Annotated in this window: 22 protein-coding genes; 19 read left to right on the top strand and 3 right to left on the bottom strand. The window is 45.8% G+C overall.

The window, feature by feature from the left end:
* Positions 1 to 350 precede the first annotated feature (350 nt).
* Genes miaB through mtaB form a run of 3 tightly spaced genes read left to right on the top strand, consistent with a single transcriptional unit; the run spans position 351 to position 3448 of the window.
* On the top strand, positions 351 to 1685 hold the full coding sequence (gene miaB / locus IT393_09590) for a tRNA (N6-isopentenyl adenosine(37)-C2)-methylthiotransferase MiaB (GenBank protein ID MCC7202895.1): 1335 nt from the start codon (positions 351 to 353) through the stop codon (positions 1683 to 1685).
* A gap of 1 nt (position 1686) precedes the next feature.
* The gene (locus IT393_09585; protein MCC7202894.1) at positions 1687 to 2079 is read left to right on the top strand and encodes a VanZ family protein; all 393 of its coding nucleotides are present in this window, start codon (positions 1687 to 1689) and stop codon (positions 2077 to 2079) included.
* A 28-nt stretch (positions 2080 to 2107) separates the two neighbouring features.
* A complete protein-coding gene (mtaB, locus tag IT393_09580; protein MCC7202893.1) occupies positions 2108 to 3448 on the top strand; it encodes a tRNA (N(6)-L-threonylcarbamoyladenosine(37)-C(2))-methylthiotransferase MtaB in 1341 nt (446 codons plus the stop codon).
* On the opposite strand, the gene IT393_09575 is transcribed toward mtaB, so the two are convergent.
* The gene (locus IT393_09575) at positions 3428 to 4024 is read right to left on the bottom strand and encodes a hypothetical protein (protein MCC7202892.1); all 597 of its coding nucleotides are present in this window, start codon (positions 4022 to 4024) and stop codon (positions 3428 to 3430) included. The two genes, mtaB and IT393_09575, sit on opposite strands and share 21 nt — an antisense overlap.
* A gap of 155 nt (positions 4025 to 4179) precedes the next feature.
* On the opposite strand from IT393_09575, the gene radC reads away from it, so the two are divergent.
* From radC to IT393_09495, 16 genes are all read left to right on the top strand, one after another.
* On the top strand, positions 4180 to 4872 hold the full coding sequence (radC, locus tag IT393_09570) for a DNA repair protein RadC (protein ID MCC7202891.1): 693 nt from the start codon (positions 4180 to 4182) through the stop codon (positions 4870 to 4872).
* A gap of 9 nt (positions 4873 to 4881) precedes the next feature.
* Complete coding sequence (locus tag IT393_09565) at positions 4882 to 7512, top strand: PAS domain S-box protein (GenBank protein ID MCC7202890.1); 2631 nt, start codon at positions 4882 to 4884, stop codon at positions 7510 to 7512.
* Positions 7512 to 8924 carry a sigma-54-dependent Fis family transcriptional regulator gene (locus tag IT393_09560; protein ID MCC7202889.1) on the top strand — a complete coding sequence of 471 codons (1413 nt, stop codon included), beginning with the start codon at positions 7512 to 7514 and terminating at the stop codon, positions 8922 to 8924. The genes IT393_09565 and IT393_09560 overlap by 1 nt, the downstream gene beginning before the upstream one ends.
* Before the next feature lie 460 nt (positions 8925 to 9384).
* Entirely contained in the window at positions 9385 to 10611 is a 1227-nt protein-coding gene (locus tag IT393_09555; protein MCC7202888.1) for a NarK/NasA family nitrate transporter, read from the top strand.
* 97 nt (positions 10612 to 10708) lie between these two features.
* Positions 10709 to 11149 carry a universal stress protein gene (locus IT393_09550; protein ID MCC7202887.1) on the top strand — a complete coding sequence of 147 codons (441 nt, stop codon included), beginning with the start codon at positions 10709 to 10711 and terminating at the stop codon, positions 11147 to 11149.
* A gap of 72 nt (positions 11150 to 11221) precedes the next feature.
* On the top strand, positions 11222 to 11839 hold the full coding sequence (locus tag IT393_09545; GenBank protein MCC7202886.1) for a hypothetical protein: 618 nt from the start codon (positions 11222 to 11224) through the stop codon (positions 11837 to 11839).
* A 4-nt stretch (positions 11840 to 11843) separates the two neighbouring features.
* Positions 11844 to 15569, top strand: coding sequence for a nitrate reductase subunit alpha (locus tag IT393_09540; protein MCC7202885.1), 3726 nt, complete (start codon positions 11844 to 11846; stop codon positions 15567 to 15569).
* Positions 15569 to 17089 (top strand): nitrate reductase subunit beta, encoded by a 1521-nt coding sequence (gene narH / locus IT393_09535; GenBank protein MCC7202884.1) that lies wholly within the window; start codon positions 15569 to 15571, stop codon positions 17087 to 17089. Before IT393_09540 ends, narH begins: the two co-directional genes overlap by 1 nt.
* Before the next feature lie 3 nt (positions 17090 to 17092).
* The gene (locus IT393_09530; protein MCC7202883.1) at positions 17093 to 17650 is read left to right on the top strand and encodes a hypothetical protein; all 558 of its coding nucleotides are present in this window, start codon (positions 17093 to 17095) and stop codon (positions 17648 to 17650) included.
* A gap of 2 nt (positions 17651 to 17652) precedes the next feature.
* Positions 17653 to 18372, top strand: a complete 720-nt coding sequence (gene narI / locus IT393_09525; protein MCC7202882.1) for a respiratory nitrate reductase subunit gamma — start codon at positions 17653 to 17655, stop codon at positions 18370 to 18372.
* Between the two features lie 188 nt (positions 18373 to 18560).
* Positions 18561 to 20210 (top strand): NarK/NasA family nitrate transporter, encoded by a 1650-nt coding sequence (locus IT393_09520; protein ID MCC7202881.1) that lies wholly within the window; start codon positions 18561 to 18563, stop codon positions 20208 to 20210.
* A 160-nt stretch (positions 20211 to 20370) separates the two neighbouring features.
* Positions 20371 to 20682, top strand: coding sequence for a DUF2769 domain-containing protein (locus tag IT393_09515; GenBank protein ID MCC7202880.1), 312 nt, complete (start codon positions 20371 to 20373; stop codon positions 20680 to 20682).
* Positions 20683 to 20725: 43 nt separating this feature from the next.
* Positions 20726 to 21229, top strand: a complete 504-nt coding sequence (locus tag IT393_09510; protein ID MCC7202879.1) for a DUF2299 family protein — start codon at positions 20726 to 20728, stop codon at positions 21227 to 21229.
* Positions 21230 to 21246: 17 nt separating this feature from the next.
* Positions 21247 to 22071, top strand: a complete 825-nt coding sequence (locus IT393_09505; protein MCC7202878.1) for a hemerythrin domain-containing protein — start codon at positions 21247 to 21249, stop codon at positions 22069 to 22071.
* Positions 22046 to 22897 (top strand): right-handed parallel beta-helix repeat-containing protein, encoded by an 852-nt coding sequence (locus IT393_09500; GenBank protein MCC7202877.1) that lies wholly within the window; start codon positions 22046 to 22048, stop codon positions 22895 to 22897. The genes IT393_09505 and IT393_09500 overlap by 26 nt, the downstream gene beginning before the upstream one ends.
* On the top strand, positions 22894 to 23262 hold the full coding sequence (locus IT393_09495) for a hypothetical protein (GenBank protein MCC7202876.1): 369 nt from the start codon (positions 22894 to 22896) through the stop codon (positions 23260 to 23262). Before IT393_09500 ends, IT393_09495 begins: the two co-directional genes overlap by 4 nt.
* Before the next feature lie 145 nt (positions 23263 to 23407).
* Here the strand turns inward: IT393_09495 and IT393_09490 are convergent, their stop codons facing one another.
* A complete protein-coding gene (locus IT393_09490; protein MCC7202875.1) occupies positions 23408 to 26221 on the bottom strand; it encodes an Hsp70 family protein in 2814 nt (937 codons plus the stop codon).
* Complete coding sequence (locus IT393_09485; GenBank protein ID MCC7202874.1) at positions 26221 to 26784, bottom strand: radical SAM protein; 564 nt, start codon at positions 26782 to 26784, stop codon at positions 26221 to 26223. Before IT393_09485 ends, IT393_09490 begins: the two co-directional genes overlap by 1 nt.
* Between the last annotated feature and the right edge of the window lie 15 nt (positions 26785 to 26799).

Below are 26799 nucleotides of genomic sequence, written 5' to 3'. Positions count from 1 at the left end.
GGCAATAAAACGGCTGTTGCTCCACATTGCTCCTGAATGCACAATGTTCAGTGCATCACAAGAGGGAAAATGCACAGTTTCACTCGAAAATCTCCGTTCAAATCCCCCCTCGCCCCCCTTTACTAAAGGGGGGCACTGATTTCCCTCTTTTATGCAGAGAAGAATTACTCTCCCCCTTTATAAAGGGGGACTAAGGGGGATTTTCATCTGCCTTTGTGAGCCTGTCTCATGACGGTTCACCCGAAAATACACCCCTGTCCAGTCAGGCCGTTATTTCCCTGGCACGAAAGATGCTATGATATTCATCCTGTGTTGATTTTTGGAGCCAAACAATGTAGTTTATATTCAATATGTCAAAACAGTTTTTTATCAAGACATTCGGATGCCAGATGAATGAGCATGATACGGAAAAGATAACCGGTGTGTTATCAGAGTTGGGCTATACTGTGACCGACACTCCTGAGAAGGCAGACATGGTTATTCTGAATACGTGCAGTGTGAGGGAGAAGGCGGAGCATAAGTGCTACAGCGACCTTGGCAGGATCAATGAACTTAAGAAAGCCAATCCTGACATGATTATTGGTGTTGGCGGGTGTGTTGCCCAGCAGGAGGGTGCTAATATTGTAAAAAAAGCCCCCTATGTTGATATGGTCTTTGGGACTGATAATATACCGGACATACCGCGCCTTCTTGAGAAGAAAAGAAGTGCACCGGCAGAAAGGGTTTCTACTGCCCGCCGCAGAAATAAGTATTTGAATAAGGCCTATTATGAGACTTCAGTCTTTTTCAAGCGGGCACACCCTGTTAAGGCATGGGTTGGAATCGTTGATGGATGTGATAAGTTCTGTACATTCTGTGTCGTCCCGTTTACCCGGGGACGCGAGACTAGCAGGCAGCCTGATGACATATGCAAAGAGATTACAGGACTTGCGGGCAGGGGATATAAAGAGGTGACATTGCTGGGACAGAATGTGGATTCTTATGGGAAGGACCTTCGGGGCGAAGCTGACCTTGCCTGCCTGTTGAAGATGGTAAATGATATTGACGGCATTGAGAGGATCAGGTTTGTCACATCACATCCTGCAGATATTGATGATAAACTTATCGGTGCCATTTCGACCATTCCAGGTGTATGCGAACATGTGCACCTTCCACTTCAGTCCGGTTCTGATTCAGTCCTGGAAAGGATGAAGAGAAACTATTCATTGAGTGATTACAGGGGAAAGGTAAAAAGGCTCAGAGATGCCATCCCTGGTATTTCAATTACAACGGATATAATTGCAGGATTCCCCGGTGAGACAGAAGACGATTTTAACCGTACAATGGATGTCCTGGAGGAAATCCAATATGATGCTGCCTTTGCCTTTCAGTACTCGAAGAGGCCGTATTCGCCTGCCCGCCTTTATGAGGCACAAATACCATTTACAGTGGGAAGGGAGAGGCTTAACAGGGTTATAGATCTCCAGAACAGTATTACGCTGTCCAGGAATCAGGAATGCATTGGCAGAGTGTATGACATCCTGATTGAAGGCGAAAGTAAAAAGGATAATGACATGTTGACCGGTCGTACCCGCACCAACAAACTTGTTCATCTTCCAGGGGATTCAGGTATTAAGACCGGCGATATTATTAATGTAAGGATCATATCTGCAACACTTTCTGCTCTGACAGGGAAAGTTATCTGATATGAAGAGGTTTTTTCTTATATGGGGACCGGTAATCCTCTTTGCCGCTTTTATATTCGCGATGTCTTCCCTTTCTTCTCAGGATGTCAGCGTGCCATTTCCATACTCTGACAAGGCAGCACATTTTGTGGTATATGGCCTCTTTGCCTTTCTGATATTCCGGGGTATAGTACGGACAACCAGTAATAAAAATTATTTTTTGATTTCGATTCTTACGGTAGTTGTCGCTGTTGCTTATGGTATGAGTGACGAGTTTCATCAGTCCTTTGTTCCAACGAGGGAATCTGATTTGCGGGACATTGTCGCAGACGGAACCGGGGCAATAGCAGCTGTTACAATATTGTATATCTGGAGGAGATTTTTCTGCAAGGATAAGGGGCCGGCAGAAAAATAAGTCTGTCCCCATTTTTGGGTGAGCGTAAATGCCAAGAATTGCCTTTTCAACGCTGGGGTGTAAGATAAATCAGTATGACACAGCCGTAATGAAGTCTTCTGTAACGGAGGGTGATGAGTACAGTGTCGTATCTTTTGATGATGAGGCAGACATATATGTTATAAATACATGCACTGTTACAGGCAAGAGTGATTCTGAGTCGAGGCGCCAGGTCAGACGGGCATTGAAGAGGAACAGGAATGCACGTATTGTTGTAACAGGATGCTATGCACAGACAAACCCGCAGGAGGTTGCGGAAATACCGGGTGTTTCATCTGTCCTTGGAAATAATGAGAAAGTAATATTAAAGGATTATCTGGGACATGATCCCGGTTCGTCATCAGGCAGGAGCAGCGATATTCATGTAAGCGACATCCTCGAAACCAAATCCATGCACATGTCAGCCATTAATGGGTTTCAGGGCAGGTCCCGTGCAATTCTTAAGATTCAGGATGGCTGCAACAGCAGGTGTTCATATTGCATAGTGCCATTTGCAAGAGGGGTAAGCCGCAGTCTTTCTCCTGATGAGCTGATTCAGCAGGCGGCATTGTTGTGGAGGAAGAATTACATGGAGATTGTGCTGAGCGGCGTGCATCTTGGCGGCTATGGACGGGACCTCTTTCCAGGGACATCATTGCCTGCTGTGATTAGAAGGATATTGTCTGAGACAGGTATAAAGCGCATCAGGCTCTCATCAATAGAGCCCCGTGAAATTACTGATGAGTTGATTGAACTGATGGCCGGAGAAAGCCGGATATGCAAACATTTACATATCCCGCTTCAGAGCGGCGACAATTATATACTCCGCAGTATGAACAGAAATTACGACAGCTGGTTTTATGAGGATTTGATTGCAAAAATCCGGGATAAGATTCATGATGCAGGGATTGGTTGTGATGTAATGGCAGGTTATCCGGGTGAAGAGGATCGTCACTTTGAGAATACATACAGATTAATAGAACGACTGCCTTTAACATATCTTCATGTATTTGCATATTCTCCGAGAGAAGGGACTTCGGCATTCAGAAACGGGGAAACTGTGACTGGTGATGTCAAGGCAGAGAGGAGTGAAATCTTAAGACGTCTTGGTGAAGATAAGAATATGATGTTCAAAAAAGCGCATATAGGCAGGATAGTTGATGTGCTGGTTGAAGATGACAGGGATGATATGAGCGGAATGATGAAAGGATATACAGGAAATTACCTGAGAGTTTTAATTAAAGGAGGCCGCTCTGCAATGACTGAGGTTGAAGGCGTAACGAACAGGATTGTAAGTGTTAAAGTAACAGGCATTAAGGGCAGCAGCCTCTCAGGCAGCCTGCGTGGCTGATGAAAAGACAGATGCCGTCTCCAGTGCAGAACTTACAGAACTCAGGATAAAGACACGGTCTCCTTCTGTTAGCAGCACCCTCTCATGGGGAATGCAAAACCTTTCATTGTGGATTATCGCAATTATGATGCTGTCATGAGGCAGTGATAATTGATGAGCATATTTATTAAATGCACCGGAGTCCAGGGAGACTGTAAAATCTTCAACCGTAAATCCGCCGCGTCTCATATATCTCGTCAGTTCGTCGAGTTTTGATTTTACGCGTTCTTCTCTCAGGAGGTTTAACTCCTTTTCAATTTTGGTTATATCAGACTGCAGAATCCTGATTCTGGAGATATTTTCCCGAATCTGCTCCTGTTCTGTAATTTCAGAGACCGACAAGGGGCGTAATTCATGTACTGTCTGACCTGTTTTTACATATAATTTATCCATTGATTTCTGCAGCTCAAATATCTGATAGAGGAGCCTTGCGATCCGGGTATTCTCACTCATGGTAATTGCTATCTCCATGAGACTCTTCCTGAGGCCATCCAGCGAGATCTCAAGTTCCTTGTATATCCTGTTCCAGATGAGCATGAGTAGAGTATATGATACAGAGGTGAAGCGGTCAAGTAGTCAAACTTCAAGTCTGGGATGAACCCCATCCTTGTATAAAATGGGGAAATTAGTTCCCCCCCTTTAGTAAAGGGGGGATAGCGGGATTTGAACGGAGAATTTCAGGTGAATATATCATGTCAAGGATTAAGATAAACCTGTGGCCTGAGGATGAGAGGCCAAGGGAGCGGTTACTGAGGACCGGACCAGAGCATCTGTCACCGGCTCAACTGCTTGCAATTGTGCTTCATACAGGAAGTGAAGGAAAGAGCGCCGTGGAACTTGCCATGGAGGTGCTGCAGCGATACAGCGACTTAAGTTCGATAGCCGGGGCAACCGTGCACGAGCTGTGTACTATCAAGGGAATTGGCCCTGCAAAGGCCGCTCAGATAAAGGCGGCCATAGAAATAGGCAAGAGGATCTCTTCATACCCGCTAAGCAGGAAGGTCCGCATTCTGTCGAGCCGGGATGTGTATAACGTCTATCGTCATTACATCCCGATTTATCAGGGGATTAAGAAGGAGATCTTCAGGCTCCTTATGCTTGACGGCAAGAACAGGATATTTGCCGACTACCTGGTGTCAGAGGGATGTCTTACATCAAGCATTGTCCACCCGAGAGAGGTCTATATCCAGGCTATAAGGAATTCCGCTGCGTCGGTTATATTTCTTCATAATCACCCGAGCGGGGACCCCTCCCCCAGTCCTGAAGATGTTGACATTACAAAAAGGCTGGTAGCTGCCGGTGAGCTTATCGGGATAAAAGTCCTTGATCACATAATAATGGGCGAAAAAGAGTATGTTAGTTTTGCAGACAAGGGACTTTTATAATATAATGTCATGATAATGCAATTCCCTGGCGTAAAAAGCGGCATCAGGAAAAGGATTATCAGGTCCATGCTCATTATCAGTATTATGCCGCTTGTTGCCGGGCTTTATCTCACATATCTTGATGTAAGCGGCGCCCTCCGGGATTCCATAGGAAAATCTTTTCAGGAGGAGGCTAATGAGATTGCTCATAAGATAGAGATGGTAATTAATGCCGAGACGGTTGAGGTCCAGAGACTGACTGTGTCTGCAGATGTCAGACAGGCAATCAGGAACAGGACTTCTGGCAGCAGGGAATTGGAGCGCTATATAAGTGCATTCAGGAGTTATGATGAAAAGGAGGTTCACAGCCTTGTCATTGTTGACAGCAATGCAAAATATGTTGCCGGCATAAATGCGGGTTCCGGAGATAATTTCAGAAGTGAGCGGTGGTACAGCGTTGCATATAACGAGGGGGCGGGAAAAGTATATGTTGGAGACGTAAATCTGGATAAAAAGACCGGCAAGTATCTGATGAACATAGCGGCACCAGTCATGGATAGCGGCAGGGCAATTGGTGTTGTTGCAATAAGTTATACTGTGGACAGCCTTTTTGAGATCATAACCAACGTAAGGATTGGCAACACGGGTCACGCAAATCTTGTAGATTCAACTGGTACGATTATCATGTGTCCCATATTCCCTCTTAAAAGTCATCATATCAGCAGTGACCTGGTAAGGCTCGTATCAAGCGTCAAACCAGGCTGGGGAGTCGCAAAAGATGATGCACACGGCGGAAGGGACTCTATAGTTGGTTTCGCACCTGTACTTTCATCCATGAATCCTGAGTCGGGATGGCTTGACGGCAACAAGTGGTATGTCTTTTTACGGCAGAGTCCCGGAGAGATGTACGCCCCTATTTACTCACTTCTTGCAAGAGTTACCATATTTGCCTGTGTCCTGATTATTTTCCTGGCGCTGACTGCAGTTTATGCGGCTGGAGATATAGTGAAACCCATTAATGAGCTGTACAGAGGAGTGGAACTTATCGGACAGGGCAAACTTGACCACCGTCTGTATGTCAAGACAGATGATGAGATAGAAAAGCTTGCAGATGAGTTTAATAAAATGGCAGAGGAGCTGAAAAAGACATACACGACCCTTGAGGAGAGGAACAAAGAGCTCGAAACATCAGAGGAGAGATACAAGGACCTTGTTGAGAATTCCCCGGAAATGATCCACTCTGCCAATGCAGATAGATATTTTGTCGGGGTAAACAAGACAGAGCTTAACACCCTCGGATATTCAATTGAAGAGATGCGCAACAAGAGGCTTGAAGATATAGTCCCGGACGAATACAGGGAAAGAGTACGAAAGCATGTGGAAAGGGTCATTAAAGAGGGTAAAAGCAGGATGGAGATACAGTTTATCAACAGCGACGGCAAGAAGATTGACGTCGAGATATCGGCTACTGCCCTGTACCATCCGATCACAGGACAGTTTGTAAAGACGAGGGCATTTGTCCGCGATATTACTGACAGAAAGAGGCTGGAGAGACATCTGAGAGAGTACCATGAAATACTCGAACAGAGGGTATCAGACAGAACAAAGGAATTAAGTGAGACCAAGGATTATCTTGAAAACCTGCTGGAAGGGGCTAATGATGTTATCTTTACCCTTAATCCGTCAGGCATTATTACGTATGTCAACAAGAAGGTTGAGGAATGGGGTTATAAGAAGGAAGACCTCGTGGGGAGTCAGTTCCTCGGAGTATTATCGAAAAAGCACAAGGGTGAGAGATTAAGGAGGACTCTTGCAGAAGGAATACGTCAGACATACGAGGTCGAGATAGTAGACAAGTCCGGAAACATGAAAAATGCAGTTCTGAGCATTTCTCCGCTCAGGACTGGTGACGAGAACATGGCCGGTGTACTTGTTATAGCAAATGACATCACAGAGAGGAACAGGCTTGAACAGAGGGTGGCTCAGGCAGAGAAGATGTCGGCTATAGGGCAATTGGCCGCCGGCATTGCACACGAAATAAATAATCCGATTGGCGGCATAATGAATTGTCTTTATAATATCCGGAATAAGCGGCTGCCCAAGGAGAGGGAAGATGTGTATCTTAAATCCATGGAAGACGGGATACAGAGGGTACAGAGGACTGTGGAACAGTTACTCGATTTTTCTCAGCAGCATGAGCCAAGGCTTTTGGCAGTGGATATCAATATCCTTGTTGAGGACGTACTATCGCTTATGAGTTATGCGGTTACCAAGACTGGCATCCATCTCAGGAAGGAACTTGATTCAAACCTTCCGAAGGTGATGCTCGACCAGCATAAGATAGGTCAGGTAGTTATGAATATGTTGTTAAATGCCTTACAGGCGGTTAAGGAAGAAGGGGAAATACATGTGAAGACCTATTCCGATAATGGCTGGTGCTGTATTGCAGTTTCAGATAACGGAGGCGGGATACCACCGCATATTATGCCAAGGATTTTTGATCCTTTTTTTACAACGAAGGATGTTGGGAAAGGGACAGGACTGGGGCTTGCGGTAAGTCTTGGCATTGTTGAAAAACACTCTGGAAAGATTGATGTAAGGAGTGAAGAGGGAATAGGAGCTACATTTACAATTAAGTTACCTATTAAAATGGAGTTTTAATGCACAGGTTACCGGAAGTATTAATTATAGATGATGAGCCGCTCATGCGGATATCCATCAGCGATGCATTAAAGGCTGAAGGATGTAATGTTTCAAGCGCTGCAACCGGAAGTGAAGGATTGAAGGCTGTTAAAGAGGCTGTCTATGATATTGTGATAACAGACCTGCGGCTGCCTCAGGTGGATGGGGTTCAGATATTAAAAATGTGCAGGCAGGTGTCACAGCACACGAAGGTGCTCATGATCACTGCATACGGCTCAGTGGATAGTGCAGTCGAGGCCATGAAGACAGGAGCTTATGATTATATAACAAAGCCGTTCTCGATGGATGAACTTATTCTGACAGTGAAAAGACTGATTGAGTTGAGAGACCTTGAAGATGAAAATATCTACCTCAAGGAGAAGATTGAGCAGAAATATCACTTCAGCGGAATCATCGGCAAGAGCGATAAGATGCAGGATGTCTTCGAAAAGATCAGGATAATTGCGCCTACAGACACGACTGTACTCATCTCAGGGGAGAGCGGCACAGGCAAGGAACTTGTCGCAAATGCCATACATTATAACAGCCCTCGGAAGAGCGAGGCGTTTATTAAAGTAAGCTGCGCTGCTCTGCCTGAGACACTTCTTGAGGCAGAGTTGTTTGGTCACGAGCGGGGCGCATTTACAGGGGCATTGAAGCAGAAAAAGGGGAGGTTTGAGCTTGCCCATAAAGGTACCCTTTTTCTTGATGAAATAGGCGAAATAAACCAGACTGTACAGGTAAAGCTTCTCAGGGTGCTTCAGGAGCGTGAATTTGAAAGACTTGGTGGTACAAACACTATCAACGTAGACGTGAGGATTATAGGCGCTACGCAGAGGGATTTGAAGAAGGAAGTCCAAAAGGGAAACTTCCGCGAAGATCTCTATTACCGGTTGAACGTAGTCCCTGTTCAGCTGCCGCCATTGAGAGACCGCAAGGAGGACATCCTGCTGCTAACAGACCATTTCCTGAAAATGCATGCCAGGCATATGAATAAACCTCTCAAGGGGATATCAGTGGACGCAAAGGAATTTATTCTAAAATATGACTTTCCCGGCAATATTCGGGAACTTGAGAATGCTGTAAGGAGGGCGGTTACCTTATCAAGGGACAAAGAGATTCAGCCATGGGACCTGCCTGAAGATATGTGCACTATCTGCGGAGAAGGGGATAGGATAGGCGGGAAACTTGGATACTCAGAAACCCTTCCAACTGCGATATCACTATTTGAGAAACAGTATATATTGAGGGTGCTTGAAGAGACTAAAGGTAATAAAACCCTTGCCGCCAAAGTGCTTGGTATTTCAAGAAAAACACTCTGGGAAAAATCAAGGTTGTATGGAATGTTAAAAAAGGAAGATGAAGATATTGACGATGATAATCGTGCATAAGATGCGTTACGATTGCGTAACAGTTTTGATATTTTCACACAAATCATCAACTACCGCAAACATGGCCTGATATAAGGTCTTCCAACATCCTTCCATTCTATAACGTTACTGCAAGGTAACTAACAAGAATTCAATTTAGAGCCCATAAAACGACAATTAACGCCATAATATCAAGTAGTTAAGAGTGTGCCCACTGCGTGGCATCTGTCTTGCAGAATCTATCCTTCAATATCATCATATTTTTGTGATTCAGTTATTATGAAATAGATGAATCAGGAAGGTAATTTCAAATTCCAGAGGAATTGGAAAGGGGGTGGAGTAAATTACCGGTTGATTCATTGTTTATGAAGGTACAGGAATAAGTTTTATTATGACTGATAAGGAAATTATGATTTGAAATAATCAACAGCGCGTATTTATGTAAATACCCATATGCCTATATGGGGAAGGAGATAACATCATGGCTGGATTTAAGGAATTTTTGAAATCAGGGCACTGGCCCACACTCTTCTGCGCATTTTTATACTTTGATTTTTGTTTTGCAATCTGGGTTGTTAATGGCGCAGTAGCGCCATTCATTAGTGAGCAATTTAATCTGACCCCTGTACAAAAGGGGTTCATGTTGTCTGTACCGGTTCTTGCCGGAGCCTTCATGCGCTTTCCAACAGGTCTCCTGGCCCAGTACATAACCCGCAAATGGGCTGCAATGCTTGAGATGAGTTTGATTACCTGCGGGCTGGCCTATGGCTACTTGTTTGTTGATACCTACCGGGAGGTCATCTGGATGGGTATACCACTTGGCATAGCAGGAGCCTCATTTGGAATAGCGCTTTCCCTTGGCGGAGGCTGGTTTCCTCCCAAATACAAGGGGCTCGCAATAGGTATATCCGGGGCAGGAAACAGCGGGGCAGTTATCGCGATGCTGACCGCTCCTCCACTTGCGGCGGCCTACGGCTGGAGAAGCGTTTACGGTTTTTATATCATACTGATGCTTATACCTATGATCCTGATGGCGTTGTTCGCAAAGGAACCGCCTGATCAGGAAAGAAAAAAGATGAAGGATTACCTGAAGGTTATCATAGAAAAAGACGCTTGGGTATTTAATATCATGTATATCGTCTCCTTCGGAGGCTATATTGGATTTACTACGTTTCTTCCAACCTTCTTTCATGATGCCTACGATATACCCAAGGCTCACATGGGACAATTCGCTGCTGTTATTGCCATATCTGCAAGCGTCTTCAGGGTGCTTGGAGGATGGGCGGCAGATCGCTTTGGCGGCATCAGGGTATTAAATGTACTCTACTACATTATTATATTAAGCCTTTTTGCTGCAGCCTTAATGCCAAACGTTTATGTTATAACCGGTATATTTATCGTGATATTTTCTGCCCTTGGAACAGCAAATGGCTCAACCTTCCAGTTGGTGCCGTTCAGGTTCCCTTATGCAACACCTGTGGCAATGAGTCTCGTAGGCGAGATCGGAGCCCTTGGCGGAGGTTTCCTCCCGAATGCAATGGGATTTTCCAAACAGTATTCGGGATCATTCAGCGGTGGATTTATTGCCTTTGGCATTTTTGCTATTTTTGTTTTGATAGTATTCAAGGTTGTTCAGGGCAGCTGGCAGGGGAAATGGATTGGTGTCGGCGGCAAGGCCCTGCATCATGAAGAAAAGATGTATGGATAATTGAGACAAATTAACGAACTTGATGGATTCATGCCTCTCATACCTTGATGCAAGGAAGGTGTGAGAGGTTTTGCTGGAGGCAGACAAGAGGTTCCGCATGGATTATAAAGTGATACTGTGTCCCATTGATAGCTCCGGGTTAAAGGATAAGTCAGTTGAGGTGGCATCATACATCTCAGGATTGTCCGGTGCTAAATTAATATTGCTAAATGTTGTTGAAAAGTGGTATCGTTCTGAGCCTATGGTTACAGACTCACCGCAATGGACAAGCATACATGAGGATTGGTTGAACGAGGGCAGGTCTCTCCTCGAGTCAGAAGCAAGGAAGCTGGTGGATCAGGGGCATAAGAACGTGGAGACTATCCTGAGTGAGGGAGATGCCGCTCACGAAATAGTAGCAGAGGCCATCAAGAACAGGGCTGACATGATAGTTATGGCGACGCATCGTTATTCTTCAGCAGGCAAATTCTTTTTGGGAAGTGTTACTGACAGGGTGACAAAGAAGTCTCCATGTCCTGTGATGTGGGTTTTTGGCTGATTTGGGATGACAGGCCTGAAGAAGCAGGCCTGTTTTTTAATCTAACAATAAGAAAGGAGGTGTAAGCAGAATATGGTTAAATCAATCGTTGGTAGGAGGTTGGAGGTTTTGATGTTCGTAGTGCTCCTGATTGCAGGCCTTGTGAGTCTGCCTGTCATGGCAACGGCTGAAACCGCTCAGGACCAGGCTGCGGCTGAGGCAGCGCCTGAGGTTCAGGTAGTCCAGGGTGATGCTGCCATCGGGAGGATGTTGTTCACAGGAGAGAAGAGGTTTGAGAATGGCGGTCCTGCATGTATTTCCTGTCACAGTGTAGGTCTTGGCACCCTCGGTGGAGGAACGCTGGGCCCGAACCTGATGCTGCCGAACGAGAAATACGGGGTTGGCCCTGCTCCTCAGAACCCTCTTATAGCAGCAGCCTGGATTAACAGCACAGGCACACCTATAATGGGGCCGGTCTTTTCAAGAAAGAATGTAACTGATGATGAGGTGACTCATTTGAAGGCATTCTTCAGCACGCTGCCGGCAGAGCAGGCATCCAAAACCGGTGCATTCATTGGTATTAGTGCTGCAGGATTTGTCGGTATTCTTATCTTCTTCAGCATCGTATGGAGCGGCAGATACAGAAAACGCGTTGGTGGAACAGCGCATGAGGCAATTTGGAGGAATTATGGTGGGAAAGGAGGGAAATAATTAAATGGCTACATGGATTCAGGATATTGTTGACCCGGCCAAGAGAGGCTGGGAAGAGTTTTACAGAAACCGCTGGCAGTATGACAGAACTGTCAGAAGTACGCATGGCAACAACTGTACAGGTGGATGCAGTTGGATGGTCTATGTGAAGGACGGCATCATAACCTGGGAACTACAGGCGACTGATTATGAGGCGATTGACGACAGGGTTCCGCCGTATGAACCGAGAGGCTGTCAGAGAGGTATTTCCGCATCATGGTATGTTTACAGCCCGGTGAGGGTGAAGTACCCATATATCCGCGGCCCGCTGCTTGATGCATGGAAAGATGCAAGATCAAGACATGCAGACCCTGTGGATGCATGGAAGAGCATTGTTGATAATGCAGAACTCCATAAAAAGATCAAATGGTCGAGGGGTAAGGGTGGATTCAGGAGGAGTACGTGGGACATGTGCGCTGAGATCATAACAGCAGCACAGATCCATACCATTAAGACATACGGTCCGGACAGGAACATCAGTTTTTCGCCGATTCCGGCTATGTCTCAGATCAGTTACTCATCAGGTGCAAGATATCACCAGCTTATGGGTGGTGTAAGTCTGAGCTTCTATGACTACTACACTGACCTTCCGAATGCACACCCTCAGGTATGGGGTGAGCAGACAGATGTGTGTGAGAGCGCTGACTGGTATAACACAGGTTATGTGGTTATTACCGGCGCAACACCAAACAGGACCAGGACTGCAGACTGCCACTATGTTTCCGAGCTCCGTATAGGAGGAGCCAAGGTGGTTGTGTGTTCTCCGGATTATGCAGAGGTTGCTAAATATGCAGACCTCTGGATCCCTGTCAAGACCGGATCTGATGGTGCGTTATGGATGGGTATCAACCACGTCATAACGAAGGAATTCTACATTGACCGTCAGGTGCCGTATTTTATGAATTATCTTAAGCAGTACACAGACATGCCGCACCTTATCAAGTTCCGCAAGGCAAAGAACGGGTATGAAGGCGGCCGTCTCTTAAGGGCATGCGACATGAAGGAATATGCTGAGACGGATAATCCTGAGTGGAAGTTTGCCATGTGGGATACGAAGACCAGCAAGGCCAGGATAGTCTATGGCGGCATGGGATTCCGTTATCCAAAGAGACATGAAAGTGAAGGGAAGTGGAATACCATGATAAAGGATGAGAAGTCAGGGGAGCAGTTTGACCCGGCACTTACCTTTATTGACAGCAAGGACGGGGCTCTCGAATGTGCCTTCTACGAACTTGATACCGGTGAGGTCTACAAGAGACAGGTTCCTTTCAAATATGTAGAGACAAAAGAGGGCAAGATCCCTGTTACTACCATATTTGATCTCTTTGTATCTCATCTTGGCATTGCACGTCCCGGACTAACGGGTGACTTTGCAAGAAACTATGATGATGACAAGGGTTTCTCACCTGCATGGCAGGAGAAGTACACCGGAATAGGCCGTGATACAGTTATTCAAGTTGCAAGGGAATTCGCATCCAATGCTGAGGTCACAAAGGGACGTTCCATGGTTATCAGCGGTGCAAGCAGTAACCACTGGTATCATTCAGATCTTATCTACAGGTCATTCATCGGTGCACTGATGCTGTGCGGATGTATCGGAAGAAACGGCGGAGGACAGAACCATTATGTGGGACAGGAGAAGCTTGCCGCGTTCGATTCATGGGGCCAGTTTGCTCATTCTCTCGACTGGATCAGGCCGCCACGCCTTCAGAATACACCGAGCTTCTGGTATATCAATACCCAGATGTGGAAATATGACATGAAGATTACCGACTATGTGCCTGTCCCGGATGCAAGCGTCCTTGATTATGAGCATTGTGCTGATTATCAGATTCGTGCGGTCAGGATGGGTCATCTGCCGTGGTATCCTCAGTTTAACAAGAGCAGTCTTGTTTTAGCTGAAGAGGCGCAGAGGGCCGGCGCAAAGACTGATGCCGAGATAGTTGATTACACGGTAAAGCAGTTGAAGAGCGGAGCCCTTCAGTTTGCCATAGAAGATCCGGATGCCCCGGAAAACTGGCCGAGGGTCTGGATGATATGGCGTGGTAACGCACTTGGTTCAAGTGCAAGAGGTCAGGAATACTTCTTTAAATTCCTGCTCGGTACGCACCATAATATGGATTGTACTGAGGTGGCAAAGCCCTACCTTAAGGAGATGAAGTACAGGGAGAGCCCGCTTGGTAAACTTGACCTGCTCTGCGATCTCAATATGCGTATGAATACCACACCGACATACTGCGACATAGTCATGCCGGCAGCACACTGGTATGAGAAGGAGGATCTCAACTCAACTGACCTTCACTCATATTATGTGCCGATGGGCGCAGGAGTTCAGCCAAACTGGGAGGCAAAGAGCGACTGGGATGCATATCAGTTCCTTGCCTTGAAATTTTCCGAGCTTGCAAAGAAACATCTTCCAAGGCCAATGAAGGACGTTGTGGCTACACCGCTTGCCCATGATTCACCTGGTGAAATTGCACAGGCTGCTCTGAACGGCATTGAGGATTGGAAGAAGGGACAGTGTGAGGCTATCCCCGGAGTGACCATGCCGAATCTGACTGTTGTTACCAGAGACTTTACAAATCTCTATAACAGGCAGGTTTCGGTTGGACCGAATCAGAGGGGCAAGTACGGCTTCCACGGTATCATGGTGGATGGCAAAAAGTACTATGAACAGTACATGAGGAATGAGCATACTCGCAAGCACGAGTTCGATGGCGAGAAGTATATATGTATTAAGGATGCCAGAGAGCTTGCAAATGTGATCATGCACTTCTCCAATCTGACAAATGGCGAGGTAAACTATGAGGGCTGGCAGATAGAGGAGCACCACACCGGTCTTCATGGCGATCAGTTCCTTGAAGCCAAGAACTCTGTTAAGGCTGTATTCGGTGATGAGATCAAGGTTGATGAGCATATGCATGGTCTTGCAGATGAACTGGCAGCACCTACAAGAGATGTGAAGATTACCTATGAGGACATTGTTGCACAGCCAAAGAGGTGGCTCACATCACCAGTATGGACTGGTATCGTACTTAATAAACGTACCTACAGCGCCTACTGCCTGCAGACCGAGTACAGGATTCCATGGAGGACACTGACAGGCCGTCAGCACTTCTATCTGGATCATCCGGAGTACTTTAACTTCGGAGAGGCACTGCCTACGCACAAATACAAGCTGGATCCAAACAAGATGAATGAGCTTGTAAAGAGTGACAAGAGCGGCGCTCTCGTACTCAATTATATTACACCGCATGGTAAGTGGCAGATCCACTCTACTCACTATGATAACCTGAGGATGTTGACCCTGTCCCGCGGAGGCAACTCGATCTGGATCAATGATAAGGACGCTGAGAGCGTTGGTATCCAGGATAATGATTGGGTTGAGGCATATAACGACAATGGAATATTCTGTGCCAGGGCAGTTGTCAGTGCAAGGATACCATCAGGCGTTGCTTTTGCATATCACTCACAGGAGAGGACCATTAATGTCCCCAAATCAGAGCAGAGAGAGAAGAGAAGGGGTGGGTTCCATAACAGTCTGACAAGACAGAGACTGAAACTCCCGACTCTCAGTACAGGTGGTTACGGACAGTTCTCTTATGGATTCAACGCGTGGGGGCCAATACCAATCATCAGGGATACAAATGTCCTTGTGAGAAGAATGAAGAATCAGGAGGTGAAGTGGTAATGGACGTCAGATTTCAACTATCAATGAGCTTTAACCTTGACAAGTGTATCGGATGTCACACTTGCAGTGTCTCCTGCAAGAATGTCTGGACATCGCGTCAGGGAGCTGAGTATATGTGGTGGAACAACGTGGAGACGAAGCCGGGTACAGGTTATCCTGTAACCTGGGAGGATCAGGAAAGGTACAGAGGTGGCTGGGAGCTCAGCGGAGGTAATCTCCGTCTGAAACTGCTCAAAGGGCCCGGTAAGATACGGACCCTTGCCAATATCTTCTTTCAGCCGAACCTGCCTACTATTGATGACTATTATGAGCCGTTCACCTTTGATTATCAGAACCTGTTTAATGCGCCGCTTGGTGATGACCAGCCGGTTGCAAGGCCAAAGTCATTAATTACAGGCGAGTTTATGGAGAAGGTATCGCTCGGCCCTAACTGGGACGATGATATGGGAGGATCACCGCTTTATGCAACCAATGATCCTAATCTCAGAAACCTCTCTGCATCGCAGAAGGAGCTGTTGACAAAATTCCATAAACTCTTCTATTTCTATGTGCCGAGAATATGCAATCACTGCCTCAATCCAGGCTGTGTGGCATCATGTCCTTCCGGTGCATTGTATAAGAGGGGAGAAGACGGAATAGTCCTTCTTGATCAGAATATCTGCCGTGCATGGAGATTCTGTGTAAGCGCATGTCCGTACAAAAAGCCTTACTACAACTGGGCAAACGGTAAATCGGAGAAGTGCATATTCTGCTACCCGAGGACCGAGACCGGACAGGCAAATGCATGTGCACATGCCTGCACAGGAAGGATCAGGACAGTAGGTGTTTTGATGTATGATGCTGACAGGATAGAGGATACGGCAAAACTGCCTGAAGACAGGATTGTCGAGGGTATGAGAGACCTGATACTTGATCCGTTTGATCCAAAAGTCATAGAAGCAGCCCGCAAGGGTGGTGCAGAAGACAACTGGATAATGGCAGCACAGAGGTCACCGGCATACTTCCTGTTCAAAAAATGGAGGATATCCCTCCCGAATCATCCTGAGTTCAGGACTCTGCCGATGAACTTCTATGTTCCGCCGCTATCGCCGATCCTTCATCAGGCAAAGGCGGACAGGGGAGGTACGTTCGATCCTGAGGCGGATGATTTCTTCAATGAGATTGACAAGATGAGGGTTCCGGTGAAGTATATTGCAAATCTGCTTGCCGCCGGCAATGAGGCCCTTGTAATGGAATCACTGAAGAAGCAGATGGCAGTCAGGATGTACTGGAGGCAGAAGCGTGTGGGTGATGTAGGAGAAGGGGCCGTAAGAAATGCCCTTTCGTCCACAGGCCTTTCTGAAGAAGATGTGCATGGTATATACAGGATCAACTCGCTTGCAACATACAATGAGAGGTTTGTGATACCTGAAACACATCGTGAGAACAAGACCACTGTGGACCCGAGAAACATGTTTGAGAAGAGGGGTTCAGTAGGCTTTGGTCCAAAGAGAAAGGAGTTCCCTTCAAGGGAGTGGTAAAATATGACAGAGACGCTCCTGGGTAAAGATCCATATTCACTGCTTGCAGGACTTCTTGATTATCCTCATGAAGAAATGCAGGGTAAAATAGAAGAGGCAATTAATATTATCAGCGGTCATCCTGAATATCCAAAAGAGGTATCAGACTCTTTAAGGGAATTCAAGAAGGAACTCACAGAGATGAGTCTTGATGACCTGCAGGGTGTATACTCTTATACCTTTGAGATGAGCTCTGATTATTCTCTTGATCTTGGTTCTCATATTCTTGAGGGTTTTAAAAGGTCCGGAAACCTTGTCAACATCAAAACGATGTTCAGAAGGTTTGAGTTTCCGTATGAAAGTCTCAGCAAGGGGGAGTTGCCTGATCACCTCCCTCTTGTGCTGAGATTCCTCGCTTATGTAAAGGATGAGCAGGTAAAAAAGGATTTCAGAAGGGACTTTGTCATCAGGGCCGTGGAAAAACTATACAAGAACTTTCAACATAATCAGGAAAACCCATACAGGCACATTATTACTGCTGTCTATAAAGTTATAGACAGGGATGTAAAGGAGGTTAAATAGAAATGTATTCAGTGCAAGTTGATGTACTTCATTTTCTCTTGTTTGGCGCTATGCCGTACATATTGCTGACCATCTGTGTGGTTGGTTCAATATGGCGGTATACATCAAACCGTTATTCCTGGTCGAGCCAGTCGTCTGAGTTTCTTGAAAACTCAGTTCTGTTTTATGGTTCATTCCCATGGCATTACGGTATTTTGATCATCTTGTTGACCCACATATTTGCCCTGATTTTCCCAAGGGCTATACTGGCATGGAATGGCGTGCCGCTAAGGCTTTACCTGCTGGAGCTTTCAGGGCTTGCCCTCGGGTTCCTCGCATTCTTCGGCCTCCTCGTATTTACATACAGGAGACTGACTGATGTCAGGGTAAAGGCCGTTACATCAGGATGGGATGTGCTCGTTCTTATCGTACTCCTTATCCAGGTTGCGACGGGGCTTATCAATGCCATCTTCTACAGATGGGGTTCCAACTGGTATGCTGCTACAGCAGTGCCGTGGATGTGGTCAATATTCACACTACAGCCTGATCCGTCTTATGTATCCGGTCTGAGGTTGATAACCAAGGTGCACATCTTCAATGCCATGATATTTATCGCATTGATTCCTTTCACAAGACTTGCACATTTTGTGGTCATCAGGCCATATGCATATCTCTGGAGGCCGTATCAGGTTGTCAGGTGGTACAGGAGAGAGGCTCCTGAGAATATCGTCCAGTCTAAGTAGTTGGACATGATTGCAGCAAATACTCAGGCGGGGGTCAGGTTTCCCTGACTCCCGCTTTTTTAATGTCAAACCAAAGGCGGTGATGTGGAAACTATATTGTAATAATAATTGATTGCAGATTGGTGATTGTTTTATTAATTGATAATTCATCCTGAATTTTCTTCCAAGAATAAAAGGAGTGTGAGAAAATGTCTACTTGGTTAAAAAGGTGGGAACCTGAAGACCCACAATTCTGGAAATCAGAAGGCAGCGGACGTGCATGGGGGACGCTGGCTATTACCACATTTGGCCTGTTTTTTTCATTTGCTACATGGTTTGTCATGAGCGCTGTGGTTGTCCGAATGCCGAATATCGGTTTTACCCCTGAAAAGGGATTTGGCACTATGCAGCTCTTCTGGCTCGCGGCAATGCCAGGGCTTGCTGCCGGCGCATTGCGTACAGTTCATGCCTTCCTGATCCCCATATTCGGCACAAGATATACCGTAACAGTTGCTGCTTTTTTAAAACTTATTCCAATGGTTTGGCTCGGTTATGCTGTACAGAACCCGGATACTCCTTACATGCATTTTCTTATCATAGCGTTTCTATGCGGATTCGGAGGCGGTGACTTTTCATCGTTTATGCCCTCAACGAGTCTCTTCTTCCCGAAAAGATTACAGGGGACGGCCATGGGGCTTCAGGCAGGGCTCGGGAATCTGGGTGTGAGTGTCACCCAGTTTGTGGCGCCTGCTATCATCGGTTTTGTTGTCATTGGAGCAGCCGGCGGACCGCAGCTCTTTACAAAGGCAGCACCGGTTTTTGATGTGAAGGTTCAGAAAGAGGCCGGGGTAGTCACCGATGTCTTTGTGAAAGGGGATCTTGCCACGGATATTCAAGTGGTGAAGACTGAGAGTGGGGAGATAAAGGAGATCGTCATTGCTGAGACAGAACGGACAAAGGGAATGACTACCGAGATCAAGAGGAACGAGGCAGGCAAGATTCAGGAAGTGCTGGTAAAGAAGGTGGTCAAGAAGAATATATGGCTACAGAACGCCTCCTTCTGGTTTATCCCGTTTCTTATAATCGCCGGTGTGATCAGTTGGTTTTACCTGAAGAGCATCCCTATGAAAAAGGTCTCAATCGGAGCGATGATAAAGAATATGACTGACAATAAGCATGGATGGTTTATGACCTGGATCTATGTCATGACATTCGGTTCCTTCTCCGGTTTTGCGGCGACATTCCCCCTCATGATAAAGATCATATACGGAAATATCCCCGGCATGGACCCGGCCCTGGCGCCTGATCCGCTGAAATACGCGTATCTCGGACCCTTGGTAGGCTCGGTAATCCGGTTTGCCGGTGGGCCTCTTTCTGACAAATTCGGAGGGGCGATCTTTACAACAATCTCAGGGTTAGGGATCATAGCTGGGTGTGCGGGCCTGATATTCGGTGGTTTCCTGACGCCTGTCTCTCTTGATCAGTTCCCTGTGTTTGTCTATATCATGCTTGGGATATTCTTCTTCGCAGGGGTAGGCAACTTCTCAACGTTCCGCCAATTTCCGATTGCGTACGCCTTTTCTCCGCGAAGGGGGGCGCAGATTCTTGGTTGGACAGGTGCGTGGGCAGCATATGGCCCGTTCATATTCTCTTCCCTGATGGGATCGGCCATTGCCAAATATGGATCAGCGATCCCCTTCTTCGGGGGGATAGCCATATTCTGCATTATAGGGACAATTCTCAACTGGATATATTATAACAGGCCAGGAGCTGAAAGAGGCGACTGGGGTGTTGGCAACACCTGGTGGACAAAGTTATCCGAAGCTGAAAGACAGAGATACATAAGCGAGAATCCATAAACATCAGGTTGACTGGAATCATTGAAAATGGGGACAGATTTATTTCCTGTCCCCATTTTTCTTTTCCTTGACATAGGCGTGGCAGTAGCTTTAAGATAAATACATCAGGCTGTAATTCTTTAAGTAGGTTCTTATCGGGACATAACAAAGGAGGTGGGTCATGGCGGAAATCAGTGCTTTTGATAAGTTTGGTATTGAATCCATGAAGAGGGAGGAGTTTGATGCCAGGCAGGCATATGTTACAGGAAAGTGTCTTTGCACAACATGTCCGACGTATGTAAAGGGTGACGCTCCAACCGGTTATTGTTTCCCGCTTGTAGGGACAAGCAAGAGTATAAAATGGGAGAAGGATTGTATTTGTGAAAAATGCCAGATTCACAAGGAGTATGACCTCACGCACACCTTTTACTGTACAAGGTGCTCTCAGTTGTGTCAGGCATACAAGATGGAAATAGGCGCTGGTCACGAATAGGGAAGCAGGATGTGTGCTTTATTAACAGAAAGGGAGGAATAAGTTGGAGATTACAACAGTAGAGCAGGCAAAGGAAACAATATTAAAATGGCTGAAGGATAATCATCATCAGATAGATGAGTTCAAGGATGAAAATGCTAATTTTCATTTTGAAATTGATTTTCCGGTTGGGACGATGAAAAAACAGAGGATTATTCAGCCTAAGGATTATCCACAACTCGTGTTGATCTTAAACGGAGTTTCCATAGCGCCTGAGCATGCGGAAAAATTAAAGAAAATGAAAGATGAGGAGAGAGAGGAGTTTTATAATGAGATCCGGAAAGACCTGATGTTTTCCGAGGTAAGTTATGACCTTAATCTTGATCAAGAGGGTATTGCCAAGCAGGTGCAGTTCTCTTATGAGTTCTATTTTGACGGGCTTACAAAGACTCAGACCTTTAAGGCGCTGCTTTTTAATTACAGGGTGCTGATGTATTTTGTGACAAAGTTTAATGATAAATTCGGCATTCCTGAGATGAAACAGGCTCCTGAGACACTAAACGTCTGATGAGAGGATAATATATTATGACAAAAGATCATCTAAGAATAAAGTACAGATGTCAGCATCCGGACTGTCAGATTAAGAGCTGCCGTACCGGTGAAATTGACCTTGATCAGGATGTGTTTGAAGAGATGTCTTCATCGCAGGATGACAAGACATTGTTCAGGAGTCCCCGCAACATTTGCAGGCTTGGGTTCTCACAGACATTCAAGGCGCTGGATGTAAGGCGGGTAAGTGATATATCCGAAGATGCCGGTATTGAGGCAGAATCTGAGGAGATAAATCCTGTTTCCATTCTGAGAGAGGAGCATCAAGGGGTGCTTAGGAGACTCGATGTTATTGAGGACATGATCATCAGGAGAGACATCAATGGTTTGTGGATTGCTATGGCAGAGGTGGAAAATGATATAGTACTGCACTCTCTGCGCAAAGAAGAGGGTGTCCTGTTCCCACTACTGATTAAGCTGGATCCGCTAAATGAAAAGTACATTGAGATTATCAAGGAGGATCACCGTGAGCTGATGGTTCTCCTTCATTCTGTCAGGAATGCAATGTGTGATGATGATATCCCGGACAATGTTCTTCGTTCTGCATTATCCAACCTGAGAAGTCATATCAGTAAAGAGGATGAGGAATTCTTTGCCATGATTGAGGAATGCCTCAATTCAGATGACAGACGGTTCCTTGTTGAAGAAATGGGCAAGGCCGAACAGTCTCATGTTGTAATAACTGCGGGTGAACGCACACATGGTGCTCATGAACATGAAGATGCATCGCCTGAACAGATGAAATACAGGGAAGCTGTATTCACGGCGAGACAGCTTGCAGAAAAGGATCACTGTCACTGAGATGTTCCTGAGAGTACTGAGCGTCCTTCTTGTCTGTTTGCTTTCCCATGGCGTATCTCACATCTCGGAAGCGGCTACAAGCTATGTAAGGGATAACTATAAGAATATTCAGGACGCAATAAACAATGCCGCTCCCAATGATACCATTATAGTGAGGGATGGTGAGTATGCCGAAAACATCGTAATCTCAAAACCTGTGACAGTTAAGTCTGAACATGGGTCTGACAAGACTGTGATAAGGGCTTCAAAACCATCAGAGCCGGTAATTCTGGTTGCAGGGGTAAGTAAAGTCACTGTCTCAGGATTTACCGTCTCTGATTCATCAGTGGCCGGCATCTATCTCAATAATGCAGCAAATATTGAACTACGGGACAATAAGGCTGTCAATAACCGGCATGGCATCTTTCTTGATTCATCCGGAAACAATATACTTGCACATAATTATACGGCGTATAACAAGCTTGCAGGCATTTATCTCGATTCCTCTCACAATAACACGCTGGAAAAGAATGAGGCCAGTTTAAATAAGGAGAAGGGGATATTCCTCAATTCATCCAACAATAATAATATTGTTGATAATATCGCCAACAGGAATGAGTGGAATGGAATAACCCTCTGGGTCTCCAATAATAACAAGGTAGAGAAGAATGAGGTAATGCGAAATACGTATAGCATTATCCTGAGCGGCTCGACAGGCAATATAGTAAATGACAACAGTACCTGGACGAATCTCTATGTTATATTGCCTATTCTGCTGATATACATTGGCATAGTTTTGTTTTTTATTCAGAGAAAGATATTCATCCTGATATACAGAGAATCATGACAAGCATTAGCAGAATACTTGATATTAATACTATCGTTGCCTCGATCGGTTTGATAACGGCAACAATGAGCTTTATTACAGGGATACAGACCGTAAGCAAACATCGCAGTTCTGCCTTTGTGATGGTCAGGATGCACAGGTTTGACGGATATATAACCTGCCTAATATACCTTGCTGTAGCAGGACTTTCATTGAGCAATGGCGGTATAAGATTGTGGCCTGTAATCGGGTGGATTGCCGGACTCGGATTGATTATATTAAAGATACTGATAGTCAGAAACCGGAAGTACGTCAAGTATGCCAGCAGGGTTGGGATGCTGCTGTTTCTTTCGTGGCTTTATATCATATACCAGCACATAACTTGAGATTGACGCTGAAAAAGGCGGGGTACCCATTGCTGCGAAGTAAATGCAATGGGTCGTGCAGCGTCAGGATGTGGAATTTGAGCTTCAATCCCGGATGCCGGAATTATTTAACAAAATTTGCGACAGATGCAGAGCGTTGAAGTGATTACTGGAGCCTTATTCCGGTGGCAGCCTCTCTGTCATGTTTTCCGTATCGGACCTTCAGCAGGCCGGTTTCATCCACGCAGAATGTTATTTGGGAATAATCCTCAACAGGTTCATCATAAGACAGTGTAATGATCCTCAGATCCTTTAAGGTCATGTCATCTGCAGGCTTTAGCACCTGTTTAATAAATTCCATACCCCCTTCTCTTTCCCATCTCCTTATGATATACCTGTCAGGCACCTCGAATAGTTCAATGTATATCTGTTTCTGCTCGCCGAGTGTTTTTGCAGGTGTGACCCTGAATGTCTTTTCAAACGGATATGACTCGCCTTTCTCGAAAATTATATCATATGCGAATGGCACATCCTTGTCCCTTGTCTTATAGCGGATTGCATATGACAGCCTCAGGTGTTTGTCGCTTATTTTCCTTGTGGCATACATGGCAGCTCCGACAGCAACTGCAGAGAATGGACTATGGTTATAAATGCAGTTTTGTCTGTAAAGTTCCGGGAAGAGGGATTCAATCTTTTCCCTGAAAGAAGGTATCTGGGATGAGCCTCCGGTAAGCAGTACGGCATCAATCTTCTCCCTTTTTACACCGACCTTTCCAGCCTTCCAGAGCACGTACGATATGGTCCTGTCAACCGAATCGTAAAAACCATGTTTATTCAGTATATCTTCGACATCTTTCCTGGTTACAGGGCATACAGCATAATTGTCCCACCGGAACATAACTTCCCTGCTGCCGGAAAGGGCGATCTTAATCTCTTCTGCCTTATCTATTAACTCCCGCGGGGGCTTGTCACCTTCCATACCGAGTTTTTTGCAGAGGTACCCGGCAATCCATCTGTCTATGTCATGGCCACCGATAATCTTGGATCTGTCAGGTTTGGCAACAACATGCGCCTCATTTATATTAAGCCTGGCAATTATAATATCGAGTGTGCTGCCGCCGAAGTCAATCAGAAGTACGACCTTATCATCCTTTTCAGCCATTTGATATCCGATGGCTGCGGCAAGCGGTTCTTCGAGGATATCTGTATCCACACCACGTAAGGTCTTTGAAACTATATTTTTTAATGCATTTCTATAGTCAGGAAATCCTATTGGCGCAGTAATGTACAGCTTGTCTGTAAGAGAGTTTGAAAATACTGACAGCCAGCCCGGGCGTTTAATTTCATCTTTCAGGTGCCTGCAGAGTGCAGAAAAATACTTCGCCAAATATTTCTCTCCGTCAGGGTGTCCTTCAAGAAGCAGCCTCTTGAAGTTGAAAGCGACATTATCACTTCCGGCAGCTGTCCCAATGGACTCCGTCTCCATGTTAAGCAGAGTAGGGACAATAGGAACTTCATCGTAGTGCCGTGTAATTCCCTTTATGTCAATAAATTCCGGCTGCATGTCCCATTTGCGTTTCATGATGACAGTGTTTGTTGCTCCAAGGTCAATGGACATACATTCCTTCACTGAAGTTGTTTTACTGACTTCAGAAGAGGGATGCCTGTCAGCCGAATGGAAGAATTCACCCGAAAAATCAGGCCGCTCTATCTCACTGCCATGATAACTATTCTTCAGGCTTTCCAGATGTCCCACTATTTTATTCACTGCAGTACGCAGCGTCTTTGGCCGTATCCAGACATGGGTATATGGTTTCAAGACCTCAATCAGCCTGATATCGTTTAGCAGGAGGCCGAATTGTTCCAGATCCCTGGCAAGTATGTGTGCATACTTGTCCTTTGTAAATTTGGATTTCTTGGAGTCTCCAACGGTTTTTTCGTCCATCAGCAGGACGAAATCCAGGACATCCATTGGAGTAATGTCTTTTATCCTGCTTTGAACAGTATAGAAGTCAAGGATACTTGTCAGCGCCTCACTCAACTGCGGAAAGAAGTCTGCTGATTTAGGGAAGAGCTTCAGAAGATCAATCATGGCATGAACCCTGACAATCGGTTCTTCAATGCATGATGCAGCCTTATGAGCCTCTGACATGGTATGCCTGTACAAGGCTGCCAGTGCAGGCGTTCCCGCAAGTTCCTCTGCAATATAACAGAGTGCATATTTCCTGTAATAAGGCACTTCAATTGTTACTGCCGCTGCAATGGCGAGCATCATCGCCTCTTTGTAAAGATCCAGAAATTCACCTGTCCTGGGAATCTCCTTTGCAATTCCGAGAAGGGTATACTGTCTGTAGAACTCATAGTCACTGGCCTTGGGAAGGGTCTTTGCGATCTGCTTGAGCCTGAGCTGATCGTACTGGGCCTGATTGACATTGGTCGCTAGATTGAGTGCAAGCTTAAATGCCCGCAGCCGAAGGTGATTAAATTCCAGAGTCCCCGGAATTTCATTAGCAAGACTTAGCAGTGCGTGCACTCTGTACTGTTGATCACCTATCTCATCTGCCGCTTTTATTGCGTGATTCATTGCCTCGCTAAAAAGGGGCTGGAAGTCTTGCTTTTCAGGGAGGCTGTGTATTATATCGAGAAGCGCATCCTTCCTTATCCGCGCATCTTTAATCGCATTTGCCGCTCTGACAGACTGGGAAAATATATCAAGGCTAAGGATATGGAATTCCGGTGTCCTGGGCAGTTCACGGGCAATGGCAAGCAGCAGCCATTTTCTCTCCGACGCGTTCTCCAGCCGGCTGGTTAACGATACGCATAACTCGTAGCCGGCCATGGATTCAATTTTTTTAGGTATCTTTTTGATGCAATTGACGCACTGTGAAAGGATACTTTTCCTGGATTCCGGTTCAATTACGTCCGTGATCTTCGGAAATGTCTCAAGTATGCAGGCTATGTCTTCCCTGTTCTCTTCCATCAAGCCACCTTGCTGAAACCCGTCTGGGTAATTGTCCCGTCCGGAGCTATTATCATTTCAATTTTTCCATCCATGACAAAATCTGCTTCCGTGTATTTATCACTCAGAAAATGAAATCTCTGATTTGTCGAGCCACGGGCCAGCATCGTAGGCTCTTTCCCTGCAATCTCAAACCTGCCATCCACAAGTACATCAGTGTATTTTAAGATTGCCCTGGCGGGGGGCGATGCAGAAAGCCTTTCATAGGAGAATCCGGTATATACAACAGTTGAAAGTCCATAATCCTCCCTGGCTGATATGAGAAGCTGCAAGAGCCCCCTCCGCTGGTAGAATGGTTCGCCGCCGCTGACAGTTAATCCCTCAATGCCAGCGCGAAAATACTTTCCTATAAGAGATTTGGGAGAATATCCGGTTTTTTTTACGAACGCATGCGTATCCGGATTAAAGCATCCGGGACATTTGTTGTTGCAACCCTGAAAGAATACGACCATCCTTTTTCCCGGGCCGTTTATGCAGGATACAGGTATTATGGAATGTACATTAATGATGACTTCATAGTTCATTTGAACAGTCTATTG

It is taken from the genome of Nitrospirota bacterium, from assembly GCA_020851375.1.
In the GTDB taxonomy this organism is placed as follows: domain Bacteria; phylum Nitrospirota; class 9FT-COMBO-42-15; order HDB-SIOI813; family HDB-SIOI813; genus RBG-16-43-11.
The sequence above is the reverse complement of the archived record's forward strand: the minus strand, read 5'-3'. Positions and strand labels throughout refer to the sequence as shown.